Annotated in this window: 10 protein-coding genes and 1 other RNA gene; 2 read left to right on the top strand and 9 right to left on the bottom strand. The window is 43.4% G+C overall.

Annotated elements, in window-relative coordinates; translation table 11 throughout:
- The first annotated feature begins 77 nt into the window (after nucleotides 1-77).
- Both ACXAGX_RS13310 and ACXAGX_RS13305 read left to right on the top strand, forming a co-directional pair.
- The gene (locus ACXAGX_RS13310; RefSeq protein WP_474838893.1) at nucleotides 78-644 is read left to right on the top strand and encodes a recombinase family protein; all 567 of its coding nucleotides are present in this window, start codon (nucleotides 78-80) and stop codon (nucleotides 642-644) included.
- Nucleotides 645-816: 172 nt separating this feature from the next.
- On the top strand, nucleotides 817-4,926 hold the full coding sequence (locus ACXAGX_RS13305) for an esterase/lipase family protein (protein WP_474838891.1): 4,110 nt from the start codon (nucleotides 817-819) through the stop codon (nucleotides 4,924-4,926).
- Nucleotides 4,927-5,193: 267 nt separating this feature from the next.
- On the opposite strand, the gene ACXAGX_RS13300 is transcribed toward ACXAGX_RS13305, so the two are convergent.
- The 9 genes from ACXAGX_RS13300 to ACXAGX_RS13260 form a co-directional block, all read right to left on the bottom strand.
- Entirely contained in the window at nucleotides 5,194-7,083 is a 1,890-nt protein-coding gene (locus tag ACXAGX_RS13300) for a UvrD-helicase domain-containing protein (RefSeq protein ID WP_474838889.1), read from the bottom strand.
- A 163-nt stretch (nucleotides 7,084-7,246) separates the two neighbouring features.
- On the bottom strand, nucleotides 7,247-8,488 hold the full coding sequence (locus tag ACXAGX_RS13295) for an integrase domain-containing protein (protein WP_474838887.1): 1,242 nt from the start codon (nucleotides 8,486-8,488) through the stop codon (nucleotides 7,247-7,249).
- A 165-nt stretch (nucleotides 8,489-8,653) separates the two neighbouring features.
- Nucleotides 8,654-9,011: a transfer-messenger RNA gene (gene ssrA / locus ACXAGX_RS13290) on the bottom strand.
- A gap of 187 nt (nucleotides 9,012-9,198) precedes the next feature.
- On the bottom strand, nucleotides 9,199-11,268 hold the full coding sequence (locus ACXAGX_RS13285) for a hypothetical protein (protein ID WP_474838885.1): 2,070 nt from the start codon (nucleotides 11,266-11,268) through the stop codon (nucleotides 9,199-9,201).
- Nucleotides 11,269-11,487: 219 nt separating this feature from the next.
- Nucleotides 11,488-12,222, bottom strand: a complete 735-nt coding sequence (locus tag ACXAGX_RS13280; protein ID WP_474838882.1) for an anti-sigma factor — start codon at nucleotides 12,220-12,222, stop codon at nucleotides 11,488-11,490.
- Nucleotides 12,219-12,752 (bottom strand): RNA polymerase sigma factor, encoded by a 534-nt coding sequence (locus ACXAGX_RS13275; RefSeq protein WP_070126176.1) that lies wholly within the window; start codon nucleotides 12,750-12,752, stop codon nucleotides 12,219-12,221. The genes ACXAGX_RS13280 and ACXAGX_RS13275 overlap by 4 nt, the downstream gene beginning before the upstream one ends.
- A 140-nt stretch (nucleotides 12,753-12,892) precedes the next feature.
- Nucleotides 12,893-13,114 carry a VF530 family protein gene (locus ACXAGX_RS13270; RefSeq protein WP_070126175.1) on the bottom strand — a complete coding sequence of 74 codons (222 nt, stop codon included), beginning with the start codon at nucleotides 13,112-13,114 and terminating at the stop codon, nucleotides 12,893-12,895.
- Nucleotides 13,115-13,263: 149 nt separating this feature from the next.
- Nucleotides 13,264-14,961: a D-lactate dehydrogenase gene (gene dld / locus ACXAGX_RS13265; RefSeq protein WP_474838880.1), complete on the bottom strand. Its 1,698-nt coding sequence runs from the start codon at nucleotides 14,959-14,961 to the stop codon at nucleotides 13,264-13,266.
- Between the two features lie 123 nt (nucleotides 14,962-15,084).
- Entirely contained in the window at nucleotides 15,085-15,246 is a 162-nt protein-coding gene (locus tag ACXAGX_RS13260; RefSeq protein WP_474838878.1) for a hypothetical protein, read from the bottom strand.
- Nucleotides 15,247-15,276 lie beyond the last annotated feature (30 nt).

Raw genomic sequence — 15,276 nt, 5'->3', positions numbered from 1 at the left:
ACTAAGGTTGTTGCTTTGTGATACCAAAAGTATATGATACCTCAATAGTTGATACCAAAATTCAAAATGAGTAGCTAATGCGCATATTTGCCTATTGCCGAGTTTCAACAACAGAGCAAACGACTGAAAACCAAATCATAGCCATTCGTCAGAAAGGATATGAGGTTTTGGATTCTAGGGTTGTGAGCGAAACTGTATCCGGTTCTGTCGAAGCCATGAAACGAGAAAAATTCAAGATGCTTATCAACCATCAGATGGAAAAGGGAGATATTCTGGTGGTGTTAAAGTTAGACCGCTTGGGTCGGGATAATATCGATGTTCAAAGCACCATAAATTTACTCACTGAAAAAGGTGTGAGGGTGGTGTGTTTAGACTTACCAGTGGCAGATCTTTCAAGTGCTGAAGGGAAATTGATGCTACAAATGTTTTCCGCATTTGCTGAGTTTGAGCGTAATCGTATTCGTGAAAGAACGAAGGAAGGGCTAGAACGAGCGAAGGCTCATGGGAAAAAGCTTGGAAGACCTGTAGCAAAGGGAACAACAGCATCCGTACAAGCAAAAAAAGCAGAAGGACTATCTCAGTCGAAGACTGCTGAGGTGTTAGGATTAGGGATTGCCACCGTAAAAAGGCATTGGAACAATTAGATTTAACGCTTAGAAAATATCTTCAGTAAAATTCCAGTATTCAATGTCGCGCTTGGCTTTAATTTCATAGTCATGGAAATACAAGTTTTTATTATTTTAAAAACAGCGATTTGGCTTTGGTAGATAAAAAAGGACAATGTTTTGAGTGATTTTTTAATAATTAGAGGTTTACGTGGCTGATCTGCGATTAATGTGCGGCGATTCTTCTGCTATAAAGCATGTCATTTTTATTCATGGCCTTGGAGGTAATGTTGAGAACACTTGGCAATCAAATAATTTAGAAAAAATATTCTGGCCGACATGGTTACATGAAGATTTAGAAAATATATGCATATGGTCTGTGGGTTATGAGGCACCTAAATTATCTTTCTTAGATAAGGGGATGGGGCTTCAAGATAGAGCGCAAAGCATCTTGGAAACATTATTAGCAGAATCGGCGTTAGGTGAAGGTGAGCTGTTATTAGTTGGGCATAGTTTAGGAGGGCTTATAATCAAGCAGTTACTCAGATTGGCAAGCGATCAGACTGGGCGAGAGGATACGTCTAAACTTATAAATAGAGTATCTGGAGTAGCCTTTCTGGGGACACCTCATACTGGTGCAGATATGGCTCAAACAGGTAATTCTTTAACAGCTCGATTACTATTAAAATTTTTGTTGCTTAAACCTTCAGCGGCAACAGCGTCACTAGAGCGCAATGATTCCAATCTTCGGGCATTGAACACTTGGTATAGAGGGTGGTATCACGAAAAAGGTATCCGGCACTTAGTTTTATCCGAAACAAAGCCTTTTTTAATATTCGGGCAAATTGTTAAGCCTGATAGTGCAGATCCGGGGTTAAAGGATAGGGTTATTCCTATTGATGCACATCACATAAATATAAGTAAGCCGACTTCAAAAGACGACGTTATTTATAAACACATTAAAAATTTTGTTGCTAAAAAAACGTTAACCAAACAAGCGAGATGGCTTCAGGCCAATTTTGGGAAGGATCATAGCGGCTGGATTGGTTATGGAAATTGGGCGAATTCCCCAAAGGGCGTAGAAGAGGAATATATAATAGATAGCTCTGCACGCCTTCATCGTTCATCCTCCAGTGATTCAAAAGGTTTAACGACAGTCGAAGCATTGAATCATCTTCGAAACGTTTTATACAAATCGGGAGCATCTGTTCGGTTGGTCGGTCTGTCAGGTGTAGGTAAAACTCGCTTTGCCCAAGCTTTATTTGATGAGAGAGTAGGAGAAAATGCGCTAAATAAGGAAACTGTCTTTTATTCAGACATTAGCCTAACCCCTTTACCCACTCCAACTGTATTAGTTGAGCGACTTGTGAAAGAGCAAATTGAGTCAATTATTATTGTGGATAATTGTGCCCCTGACCTGCACCGTGAACTTACAAATCTGTGTAAATACAGCAGTGCGGCTAAAATTTTAACGGTCGAATATGATGTCAGAGAAGATTTGCCAGAGCAAACAGAAGTTTATAATTTAGATTCGAGTTCTAGTGAACTTATAGAAACTATGATTTCATCTAGGTTTCCACAGTTTAGTAAACAAACTGCTGCGATAATAGCTAACTTTTCTGGGGGAAATGCCAGAGTTGCTATCGCTCTAGCCTCTAACATTGAACATGATGAAAACCTTTCTAGATTAAAAGATGAAGAGTTATTTAAGCGGCTATTTCATCAGCGTCATGATTCTGATACCGGCTTAGAAAAGGCGGCTGAAGGCTTGTCACTTGTGTATTCGTTTCTAATAGAGTCTGAAGATGACTTTAGTCATGAATTGAAACTCTTAAGTGATATAGTGATGATGCCTCCTAACGAGATGTATAAGTTTGCGAAAGAACTGAAACGACGAGGCTTAGCGCAAGAGCGCGGTGTCTGGATGGCGTTGCTACCTAATCCTATTGCCAATAAATTAGCCAGCTTAGCATTGCAAAATATACCTTTTTCTAACATCGTAAAGTTCTTTAACAGTAAAACTGAACCAAGACTGATTAAGTCTTTCTCACGTCGCCTTGGTTATCTTAAAGGTAGTAGAGATGCAGCTAAATTGGCATCTTCGTGGATAAGTTCAGATGGAGTAATAGATTTGCTTTTTCGCAGCCGGCAGGAAGACTTAGCTTGTACCTTGTTAGCTAATATTGCTCCAATCATTCCTGCTGAAGTGCTTTTCTATATAGAGAATAAAGGAAACTGCGACCAGTATTTTTTGAGCAGAGACAATCCTCATTACGCCTCAATAGCAAGGCTTCTTCGTTCTTTAGCGTATGAAAGCCAACTATTCTGTCGATGTTTTGAATTACTTTGTTGCTTTGCATTATCTGAGAAAAAAGATGAAGCAAATAACTCTGTCAGAAGCCTACTAAGTAGTTTTTTTCAGCTTTACTTATCAGGTACACATGCAACACTTGAGCAAAGAGTTAGCTGCGTGAAGAAACTTATTTACAGCTCAGATTTAAGTGAGAGAGAGCTAGGTTATGAGTTATTAGATAATTCACTTAATACGCAAGGCTTTTCATCAAGTTATGGATTTGATTTTGGAGTGGAGTCTAGGGACTTTGGCTCCCAGCCTAAAACTAACAAAGATATTCTTTCTTGGTACCGTGAATTTCTACTTATTATTCATGATATCGCTTTGTCTGAAAAAGTAGTCGAACAACAAATTAAGGATGTTTTTGCTGGTCATATTAGAGAGTTATGGCGAATATCTTCTCTACATAATGAGATAGCGACAATATCTAAAAGTCTTAGTAGAAATGGAGGCTGGCCTGGAGGTTGGACTGCTTTCGGGGAGATCTTGAGATTTGATTCCTCATTAATGACGAATGAGCAAAAAGTCCGACTTGAAACTCTAAGAGCATGCATAGAAGTTCAGGATTTAGATGGACGAATGGAACTTTATGTATTAACCAGTCACCATGATTTCTTTTACTTGGATGAATTAGATGACGAGGGGGAAACTGTTAGGTGGGGATACGAAAAAGCTCTAGAGATGGCGAAGGAATTAGGTGAGTACATCGTTCAGAAACATATTGAATACCTGTATGAAAAACTAGAGAAAATATTATCAACCAAGAGCACAACCAATCATCTAATTTGGTTTGGTCAAGGGGTCGCAAGTGGGCTTGACGACGCTGAACAGTTCTGGAAAGTGTTAGTAAATCAATTGGAAAATTTAGATGTCGATAAGGTAAATACGAATTTCTTGCAAGGTTTTATAAAACACACATATGATATTCAATTTGATAAATCACAACTTATTTTGGATGATTTATTACACAGCGACAAGATTAATAAAATATTTCCATTAGTACAGTCATCAAGCCCAGTAGACGAAAGCGCAGTAAGCCGACTCATTATATCGTTAAAGAATCGAACTTCTCCGAGTTGGATGTACCTTCACTTAGCTAGTGGGGGGCGGCATGAGTTGGTATCCGACTCTGACTTAATTTCAATCTTAAATTTGCTATGGTTACTGCCAGATGGTCACTTTGCAGTTTTTCAAATACTTACTATGCGATTTCATTCTTTGGATTCAAAGCCCTCGTATACTCCAAGCAAGAATTTTTTAAAAAAATGCAGAGAATTCTTATTGATTTATGGTTATGGCGAAAAGCAGGCAAACGATGGAAGGCTCGAACATTCTTTAGTACAAGTAGCCAAAGCGGTCTTCACTGAAGCAGGCGTTGAGGAAGAGGCTAACGCATTGTTCAGGAAATTGTCTGAAAGTATTGCCACAAACCAAGTTTATGCGTTTAACTATGGGAAATTTTTATCCACTGTTATCACACTCCAGCCAACTCAGGCCTTAGAAGTTTTTTTTCAAAATGAATATGTCTTAAAGCAAATTACAACAAGTAATATCTCTCAAGAAACGAGCCCATTTTCAAAGCTTCCTTGCGATATAGCCATAGAGTGGTGTAAAGAATTACCTATTCAAAGATTTAAAACTCTTGCATCGTCAATCACCCCATTTGAAGAGCACCATCAGCATACCAAATTAACCGTTTTGGCAAAGGCTCTAGTCAACGAATGTCCTGAGCCTCGTTCCGTAATTGAAGCATTTGAAAGGACTATAAGCCCAATGTCTTGGAGTGGTTCTCGTGCATACATAATTGAACAAAGGATGAATATTTTTGAAGAACTTACCTCACATCAAAACCCTGAAGTTGTTGAGAGCTCAAAAATAGTAATCAGCAGGATACGTAAACGCATTATGGAAGAAAGGGCTTGGGAAGAATTGAATGCAAGAACATCAGAAGAGCGTTTTGAATGGTGATCATCTAAGGTGTTCTAGCTCAGATCTGATCTGACAGTTACCCAGTTTTCTGGTTCCAACGTCAGATTAGATTTGTGCTAAATTAATTCTCAGTAAATTCAGTTTAGACTGCTTCTTGAAAACGCTCACTTTACTAGTTCATTATGGAGCGGCTTGTTTAAAGAAGTGAATTCTTAAGTGATAATTTCGACTTCTTTGCAATCACGGCTTCTTTATTTAGAGAAGTGCTTACCAGACCTAGAAAGACAATATGCTATAGTTACATGCTTACCGTTTTGCAACTTCGCCGTGCTTATCGAAATATGGTTTTAGACCTATAGGGATATAAGCTCTCCTCTTTGCTCTAGTGACTGCCACATATAAAACGCATAATTCATCATCAAGCTGTATTTTTGGTGTCTCTAATAGGTATAGGTAATCGCTTGAAATTACGATTGTGTCCCATTCACGGCCTTTCAACGCGTGAGTTGTACTGATTAATCTGGTAGTTTCTGATTCTGGTTGATTAAGAAGTTCGACTTGGTCAATAATATTTAAAACCTCTTTGCCAAATCTTTTGTATAATTTAAGTGCAAAATATACATCGCCATCAGGATAACTTTCTAACTCAGTTTCCAAATTACTTAGTGAGTAGCATTTTGCAATAAATTGGTGTTTAATTTCATTATATTCTTTTTCAGCTAGAGCAATAATATTGTGACATAAAAACCTTATGCTATTGAACTCAGTCTTAACACTAATAGCGTGCCCTTGTTCGATTTCATTTTTAGCGATAGAAATGATTTCTGTTCTAGTTCTTGTAAGAATGGCTCCAACGTCTTTTGGGAAAGGCTCATTTGGATGGTAATAAACAATTTTTGATTCTAGATCTTGATTGCCCGTTATTAAGGCACTTGGTGGTTCGCTGTGCTTTGCTAAAATATTGTTCGCTACGTTAGCAATACTCTCACCAAATCTATGTGACATAGTTAATGATTTTTTAGGTAACTTAAACATAGTCATAGTGTTTATTGCTCCTCGCCATTGAAACAATTGCTGGTGGCGATCACCTATCACTACAAAATTACGGTCAATGTGATTTTGCATTACCTGATAGAATGCACCGTTTGTATCTTGAGCTTCATCTACTATGATGTTTGAAAATTCGTGCGGTAGCTGGATATCAGGTCTAAGCGCCCAGAACTTCATAAGATGAGGGAACTTAATTATATGCTTGTCATGCGTTCTCGAAGAAACTAGAAAATCCCAGTACGCAGTCGACCAAAATTTAATTTTTTCAGCCGCTTGCGTTGAAAAAACTTGCTTGGGAACATGAGCTATAGAGACTACATCTTCAGTACTGTTACAGAAATTATACACAGTTTCTTGTATAAGTCTTGAAAGGACATAAGACTTAATAGTCTTTCCTCCTATGTCCATTTTTACTGGTAATCCTAAAAGAATCTGAAGCGCTGTAGCCTCTGAATGCTTCTTTGATAGCTTAGGGTTCAAAGAGTCTTTAAACGGTGAATGTTCTAGAACATAACGGTAAGCTAGCGCGTCTTGTGTATAAGCTTGTTCGGTAACTCGCTCCCGTGCTTCACTAGCATTTTCCTTTAAAAATGCAGTGTATAACGTTTTTTTATAGCCAAGCTTTTCGGCTGCCTGACCCGAAAAAGTTGTCTTGCCCGTGCCTGCATAGCTATTAACTAAAATCCCATCATTACAGAGGTCTAGAGCTTCTTGTTGTTCTAGTGTAGGTTTTCGAACATTGAATTTTACAGAACTGGTATAGGTTTTCTCCGAGGGACAAAGTTTGCTTTGAAAACTTATATTCGAAGAAGAGATAGGTTCACTGGTTGAGTTATTGACTCTAACGCCACCGATGAACTCTTTTTCTTTGTCGTTAAGGTTTCTCAATGGTTTTAGAAACTCTGTGAGCAAATTGTCATCAAAGTTAGCAGTTTCTTTGACTTGTTCAGAGAATGTTACTAAAGCATCATCGATATATTCTGGAGCTGATGCAAACTCTATTTGTTCTGTAGGAAAAGAAATGTAATTTGCTATGGAGCTTAGTAAATGCTCTTTGTCATTTTGCTCTAGAAGCTGTAGTAGCCTATATTTTTGAGTCTGCTGCAAGTTGCAAAATTGAAGCAGTTTGCTTTTTTCTATTCTCATTGAATTCTCTCTGAGTGTTGGAATTCGTTGGCTCGTCTTATTTAAATAGTGGACTTTGCTGTATCTAACACCAATGTTCCTTTTCTACCACTAGTTTGTACAGTTCAACTTAAGTATTTAATATTTTCAGAAAGTTGGCAAAATACGTGGTTTTTAAATACTGTTAAGAATACACTTTTAACTGTTTAACACTAGTAACAGAAAAACAGCCAGTAGCAGCTTCTTCAATATGCTCACTCCACCAATTCATCATAGGTCTCCGGCGGTTGAAATAATCAGTTCGGTTGTAAGCACTACGTACTTGGTTATCATCAACATGCGCCAATGCAGACTCAATTAAATCTCTATCAAAGCCTTGCTCATTTAGTGTTGTGCTAGCCAGTGATCGAAGTCCGTGACTAACTAAGCGTCCGGCAAAGCCCATGCGCTTTAGAGCCATATTTGCAGTCTGGCTGTTACATGGCTTTTTGGGATCACGGTCAGAAGGAAATATAAACTCACGATGGCCACTAATAGGCTTCATTACTTCAAGGAGAGCCAGCATTTGGTCAGTGAGGGGAATACGGTGGTCTCTGCGTTTCTTCATTCGCTCTGCAGGGATTGTCCAGATCTGACTATCCCATTCGATTTCTTTCCAATTTGCGCCAGATGCTTCGCTAGGGCGTGTCATGGTGTGAAGTTGCCATTCAATTAGGCAGCGAGTCGTTCTTTTGATACTGGCATTAGCAATTGCAGCCATGAGTTCCGGCAGTTCTGCAGGTTTGAGTGCTGCCATATTTTCTTTCTTAGGCTTTTTAAATGCTGCTTTGATTCCAATTAATGGATTAGCCTGTACCAGTCCACAATTGGTAGCGAAGTTCATAATCTCGTTAAGGCGTTGAGACAGACGCTTCACGGTCTCCAAACTGCCTTTTGCTTCAATTGGCTTCAGTAGTTCAATAATTTGCGGTGCAGTGATAGAACTTACCGGGACCCCAGAAATAGAGGGGAAGATGTGTAATTCCAGAGAGCGCCAAATATCAACGGCATAATCTGGTGTAACTTCGTCCTTTTTTATTTCAAACCATTCTTTCGAAACGTTAATAAAGGTGTGCTGGTGGACTGATTTATGTTCTTCTTGCTGGCGCTTGCGGTCTTCTTGAGGATCTATTGATTGGGCTAGTAGCTCGTTGGCTTCAAGCGTCATCTTCCGAGCATTTGCCAGGGATAGGTCAGGGTACTTGCCAAAGCTCAAGTTGGCTCGCTTACGGCTAGTGGGACGATAGTAGTTAAAAATCCAATGCTTTGAACCATTCGGTTTAATGCGTAACCGCAGACCGTCACCATCAAACAAGTTATATTCTTTATCGCTTGGCTTTGCTGATTTGATTTCTTTATCGGTAAGCCGTGTCGTTACTTTTGCCATGTTGGGTACACCAAATTAATCCAGTTTTTGCAGTGTACCCAATCGTGTACCTATAAATCAAAGAAGCCACGGGAAGCTAATGAACGTTAAAACACGCTAAGTCATTGATTTTACTGTTCTGCAGATAAAGAAAAAGACGCCCTAGGACGTCTTTAAACTATGAATTGGTGGAGCTGGCGGGATTTGAACCCGCGTCCAGAAAATGTCTACCTTTGGTACTACATGCTTAGTTTGTCTTTTATTTAACTACTTTGGACCCCGACAAACAGGGTTCCTGGTAGCTGTCCTGATACTATTTCGCGGTTCAACCTCAGGAGAGTTTCCCTCGCTAGTCTACTTATATGACCTTCCAAAATCCTGGCTAGCAGACAGAGCTTAGGTGGAAGGGCCTATACCGGTTATTAAGCGGCTAGTGCGTAGTTTTCGTCGTTTGCGACTATTTAAATGCGGCTTTTTAAGAGGCAAACCGCTCCTCTGCATGCACCTCCAGCTTCCTAGATCCTGTCGAATCCTAATCAGCCCCGGCGATCGCCTGTTTCCAGGTTATTCAATAACCTTAAAACATGTTATTGAATATTGGGTGGAGTCTAACTTATTCAAGTGTACGCCACAAATTATTTCACCTTTTGTACGTCTGTTTGCTCAAAAAGTTTACGATAGGTAAAAGACCGGCATTTTGCCGGTCTGAGTTTTGATTTACTGTGGCGTTGTTACCACAAATAAGCAGGGAGCACGGCTACCGATTCTGGTGCGGTGAAAGTTACGCTGTAATCGGGCGTTACATCGCCACTGGCGGCATTCATAATGTCGTCGAACCGCAAGAGCATGCCATTCGATTTTTCGGCCACATACACGTTACCGTTGCTTACCATGATGTCTACCGGGTTACCCAGCATACTCATTGGGCCTGCAATGTTCACCGTCATGTTGGTGATTCCCTCTGCCATACCCGCATCAGGCAAGACATACAGTTTACCGTCAGTTGCACTGTCGGCACTGCCCACATCGGAAAGTACCAATGCATCACTTTCGGCATCGTAATCAATACCGTGTATGTTAGTGGGTGCCGCGACGGCAGTGTCGTTCATTGCCGGTATGATTAAACGGTCTTCGCCGACAATTTCGCTGGTGCCGCTCATTAGCTTGCGTGTCACTTCGTCAAATACCGCCACGGTTCCGTTGGTTAAGGCTAAGAAGGCGCGGTCCGTTTCTGCGTCATAGTCTACGTCCCATGGGCGGGCGCCGTCAGAGGCGGTAAGGGTCAAAAGTGGCATTACATTACCTGCAGCACACCCTGAGAACACGCGAACGGCTGGCGTTGTTTCATTAAAGTCAGCGACAAACACTAAATTGTGCTCACTGTTTACGTCCAACCCTTTAGGCGCAACCAGGCCGGTCATATCGCCCATGATTTCACGGTCTTGCGACACACTGAACATGCCGTCATCGCGCATGGAAGCCAAACGGTTCACAACCAATAATCCGCCCATCGCCGTATCGGTATCGTCATAAGTGACAAAGCCATCGCCATTTACTGAATAAGCTACGCTTTCAATACTCATGCTGGTATCAAACATGGCTGTTTGACTGCCCAGCGGGGCATCAAACTGTGCAATCATACCGGTGCTGTCGCCTTCGGTGGCTGGGTTGCTGCTTACACTAATGCCGCCAATGGTGCTTTCTGCCAGTGCCATGTCAGAGAAGTCCATCAGGTCAGGCATCGCTTTCAACTCTACCAGGGATTCTGGTTTTACTGATGCCGTTGAAAGTGTGGGCGCGATGTCGCCACTCTCGCCGCTAAATATTTCGGTATAAACTAAAATCGCATCGTTAGACTTTTCTGCCACCCGAAGTGTAGTGCCAGAAAGGATAATATCAACCGGGTTACCCAGCATGGTAGAAGGGCCTGCAATGGTGCGTGCAGGCTCTACCGCGCCATCTGCCGTTGAGGCATCGTTAATAACAAAAATCTGTCCATCATCAGCAACGCTCGCATCACCCACATCGGAGACTACCAAACGGTCAGAATCGGCGTCGTACACAATGCCGTGGCTGTTTATTGAGATTTGGTCGCCATTAGCATCTGAAGGTACAATAATGCGCATGACTGATGGCGCAAAATCAGAACCCATCACATTGTCATACACTGCGATAGTACCGTCGGTCAGAGCAACATACATGCGGTCAGCATCTTCATCGACGGCTACGTCCCACGGTTGAGCTGGCAGCATAATTTCTGCCACGGGCATTACGTCGCCTGCGGCTGCGCTACCAAATACGGCGATACGCATGGCATTAAAGTCGGCCACATAAATCATGCCGCTGTCATCAGCCAGGGCAATCCCTTTTGGATTTGTCAGACCAGTGTTCGCGCCCATAATTTGAGAATCGATAGACGACATCATCATACCGTCTTCACGTCCTGCGATACGGCAAAACGCGCCGAGCATGGGTTCGCCGCTGTCTCCAGCCTGATAAAGCGTGCCTGAACTCGACAGCACGACACCTTCGTTTGCGCCGGTTTCAAAACTGCTCAGCGTTTCACCATCCTGATTGATCCAATCAACAGTGCCGCGATTGTCATCGCCGTTATTTGCGCGGATAAAAGTGCCTGTGGTAAGTGCTGGCGTGCCGTCCTGACCGTCAGAGCCATCCATACCGTCAACGCCGTCCATGCCATCATCGCCATCGCTGCCGCTGCAGCCCGCAAGTGAAACGGCGAGTAAACTGGCTAAAAGAGAATATTTAAATGGTGCGTTTTTCGTCTGTGTATTCAGCATTGTTGTCTCCATCTGTGACATGCATATTCAAAGACGCGCCTACTTTTCTGCGTCCGTACATGAAGCCAAACGACTGACAGATCTATCTGGATGCAAAAAATATAAATATTTTTAAATTTTTAATATTTAGAAATTTAACAGTGTAAATGGTGGGGCGTGAGAAAACCCGCGCAAAGCCTGATTAACAGGCGTTACGCGGGTGGCTAACTAGCGTAAATGCTACACAGAGAAAATATTGGTGTGATACAGCACATCGGTTGGTGAACCATTGGGCGAACCACCTAGAGGTTCCAAACTCACTGCTAGTACGGTGACGTTTTTGTCTAACAACATCTCGGGAGGAATGCGGGTAATATCCCCGTTTTTAGGCAACAGACCTAGTGATATGGGGGCGCCGCCGTCGGCTGGGGCCATCCATAATTGATAGTCTTTGTCTGATACCGCCGCAAGGGCGTCGGTTACTCTCACGTTTAAGGAATCCCCGGAGATCTCAATAATCCACAAGGGTTTGTTTTCTGTATCGCTAAAAATAGCGACCCGTTCGATGGGGGCGACAACAGGTTCACTTAGCGTAACCAGCAACACGGCCATCATGAGTGCGGCAGCTGCGGCTACACCAGAGAACAGTCGCCATTGTTTTCTTCGCTTACGTTCAAAGGCAACAACATTGTCGTCAGAGGTGCCGTCTGAAGAAGAGGGCAAAGCGGTGCTTTCAGTTACCGATGCAGGATCGATTTGCGCACAAATTGCTTCCCACACGCGGGGAGGGGGCTTCACTGGCGGAACACGTTGATTCAGCCCGCCCAGGTATTGCTCCCAAAGTGCGGTGGTTTCAGCAATCAGTTGATACTGCATCATCAATTTTTGATAGCGAACTCTGGCCTTACCGCGCAGTGTGCCAAGCACATACTCCGCGGCCAGCGCGTTTCTTCGTTGTTCATTTAGATAGTTCATAATGACAGACACCTCTGCAAACTTTGTAATCCGCGGCGGATCCAACTTTTGATAGTGCCGAGAGGTGAGGCCATATGCGCCTCTACTTCTTGATGAGATAAACCGTTAACATAAGCCAAATGAATCGCCTGTCGCTGTGAAGGCTCAAGCTCTCCCATACAGGCTTCGAGCTTTTGCAGTTCCGCATCGGATAAGGCGGATTCATCTGTAGAAACGGGGGAATGGGTGTCTTCCGACAAGTCCACTTCATTGCGCACTTTGTGGTAGCGCATCAAGTCCAGTGCACGGTAGCGAGCGATGCTAAGCATCCAGGTAAACACCGTGCCCTTGCCACGCTGATATTGCCCGGCGTTGTGCCATATTTTTATATATGCATCCTGAATGGCTTCATCAGCCAATTCCGGTCGCTTCAGCATTTTTAACGCCACTGCGTACATTTGCGCACTGGTTAGGTTATAAAGTTCCGCAAATGCTGTTTTATTCCCGTTCGCCGTTTCACACAAAAGTGGAAACAATGTTTCGTGCTCCATGAAATCCCAGTTCCCGCTTAGGTCGATTATTTACACAGTATTAACGTTTTATCTCTTCACTATCAAGTTAAACATTCAATAACCAAACGATTCATCGGCGACTTTGGATGCACTTTTTTGACAAACGAATTGAGACGGCACTACTCACAAAACGTTTCGATATACAACGCCTCGACTTTCGCTCTTGCCCATGGCGTACGTCGCAAAAATTTAAGCGAGGATTTCACTGACGGATCGTTATAGAAGCAGTTTACTTGAATGCGGTCATGCAGCCCGTCCCAGCCGTAATGTTCCTGAAGACTTGTCACGATTTTCTCAAGGGTAAGGCCGTGAAGAGGGTTATTGGGTTGCTGCTGGCTCATAAAAGCGTGGTCCGATAATAGCTGAAAGGGGCTATTGTAGCAGAACTGCAAGGCTGTGCCTTAGGTGGCTGACGGCCCAAACATAAAGGGCTTATCCTTTACAGATAAGCCTTTAGAAAATGACGTTCGCCAAAGTGGGCTAGGGCAACTTAACAACACGCACAATTGCGTTTTGTTTTTTCCATTTTGCCCACACCAGGGTTAAAGGTATTGGTGGGGTCGAGACTACGATAAAAATCTTGCAGACCGTCTTCAGCTTTATACAGGTGGCCCACGTTGTGTTCTGCCGGGTATTTAGCGCCGCGGGTATCGAGCAGTTCAAGCATGTCCGCTTTTACTTTTTTGGCGTCGGCGCCTTTTTTCAAAATGTAATCCTGATGGAAGACATAGCAGAAAAAATGACCGTAGTAGAGCGACATTTCAATATTATCGGCAATGTGCGGTGGCAGCTTTTCCACCCAATCGACGTCGTTTCGGCGCAGTGCAATGTCTAACGCGAGAATGTCACCCACGTCTTTTTGATGCAGTAATTCATAACGAATCGCGGCCCCGGCGGCTGCAAAGCGGTGCAGAAAAGCGGCACTGGATTCATCGCCATCACAGGTAAAGTAATCACCGGCCTCCGAGTTCCCGCCAAAATACTGTTTGAGGTACTGCTCGGCTTCGGCAATGCCTTCATCACTCATTTTAAGCAGTAAGTGATGTTCGTATTGGTTACGAAAAGCCATCATTCGGTCGGGTAAATGCTGCGGAAACAGTTTCGCTATGCCTTGCATTACCCGATCGGTAAGAAATTTAGGTAACCAAGACTGCTTATTGAGCAATGCATCAATTCGGCCTTTTAATGCGAACATTTTTGGAAGCTTGTCGGTACCCAAGTGTTTTACAGCCAAAAAGGTGTCTTTTCCGTACTCCCGGGCAATATCGAAAATGTCTCGATGAAGATATTCGCCTACCTCTGGCAAATTCTGAAAGTTACTTAAGATGTCACGCCGAATGGTGGTTAGGGTATCTGGATTATTTGTCCCGATGTAAAACGTTTTTTCTTTACCCGATACCGGATACGTATCTAAACGTACTGCAAACACCGCGAGTTTGCCGGCGCAGCCGCTAGCCTCATAAAGGCGAGATGTATCAGCATTGAAGCGGCTCGGTGTGTCGGCATTAATATCGCGAACACGCTGCTGATAGTCGGTGGCACTGGCTTTCTCGGTGTGTTCGAGAGTATCTAGCTGAAACTTTTCGTTTTCCAGGTTTGTCAGCATTTCCTCTGGTGAATCGCCAAGCTCTACGCCCAGGTGATTCACGATTTCGAGTTTGCCGTGCTCGTTCACCCGGGCAAATATCGAAAGCTCGGTATATGCCGGCCCTCGCTTAATCAGTGCACCACCCGAGTTATTGGCGACACCACCCACAATAGATGCGCCTAAACAGGACGAGCCGATGACAGAGTGAGGCGCGCGATTAAGGGGCTTTAATGTCGTTTCAAGTTTATACAAAGTAGCGCCTGGAAACGAAATGACTTGCTCGCCGTTGCCCAATACTAACAACTTGTCCATGGCGAGGGTGTTAATAACAACCACGTCGCGGTCGTAATCGTTGCCGCTCGGCGTTGAGCCTTCTGTTAAGCCTGTTTTAGCCGCCTGCATAATGATAATGCAATTATGGTCGACGCAGATCTCCAGTACCTTCCACAACGCGACCAGCGATTGAGGAAATACCACTGCCAATGCCGTTCCCTGACCAGAGCGCCAGCCTGAACGATAGTGTTCTGTTCGGCGATCGCCGGTAGTCACATATTCTTCAGTTAACAGGTGAGTCAGTTTGTCGACAACGGGGTGAGACATAAATGCTTCTCCTTGTGCTCCGGCCGTTTGCCGGAGGCTATGGTTGAATCTTATTGAAAAACGCGTGAGTTCGCCAATGTGGTTGCAAATCAGATCATTGTGCCAGCGGACCGGTTAAGTTCATCACGTAAACGCCGCGGTTTCTTCCACCAAGGTCTCGTCGGTACGCGGGTCGCGAACGATGTCATTCACCATAGCTGCAGCAGCATAGCGGCCTAAATCACCCGTTGATACCTGGAACCGCAGATCATCTTTACCGAATGTAGGAACGGCGCCTGACATCATAAATGCCGTACCGGTTTCGTCGATGCCACC

Source organism: Alteromonas sp. ABV4_515 (genome assembly GCF_056160345.1).
Note: the sequence above shows the minus strand (reverse complement) of the source record. Positions and strands in the feature narration are given on the sequence as shown.

Excerpts from the sequence above, each read along its gene's own strand:
- ACXAGX_RS13310 (WP_474838893.1), top strand. The coding sequence starts at position 78 with ATGCGCATATTTGCCTATTGCCGAGTTTCAACAACAGAGCAAACGACT.
- ACXAGX_RS13300 (WP_474838889.1), bottom strand. The coding sequence starts at position 7,083 with ATGAGAATAGAAAAAAGCAAACTGCTTCAATTTTGCAACTTGCAGCAG.
- ACXAGX_RS13295 (WP_474838887.1), bottom strand. The coding sequence starts at position 8,488 with ATGGCAAAAGTAACGACACGGCTTACCGATAAAGAAATCAAATCAGCA.
- ACXAGX_RS13285 (WP_474838885.1), bottom strand. The coding sequence starts at position 11,268 with ATGCTGAATACACAGACGAAAAACGCACCATTTAAATATTCTCTTTTA.
- ACXAGX_RS13280 (WP_474838882.1), bottom strand. The coding sequence starts at position 12,222 with ATGAACTATCTAAATGAACAACGAAGAAACGCGCTGGCCGCGGAGTAT.
- ACXAGX_RS13275 (WP_070126176.1), bottom strand. The coding sequence starts at position 12,752 with ATGGAGCACGAAACATTGTTTCCACTTTTGTGTGAAACGGCGAACGGG.
- ACXAGX_RS13270 (WP_070126175.1), bottom strand. The coding sequence starts at position 13,114 with ATGAGCCAGCAGCAACCCAATAACCCTCTTCACGGCCTTACCCTTGAG.
- dld (WP_474838880.1), bottom strand. The coding sequence starts at position 14,961 with ATGTCTCACCCCGTTGTCGACAAACTGACTCACCTGTTAACTGAAGAA.
- ACXAGX_RS13260 (WP_474838878.1), bottom strand. The coding sequence starts at position 15,246 with ATGATGTCAGGCGCCGTTCCTACATTCGGTAAAGATGATCTGCGGTTC.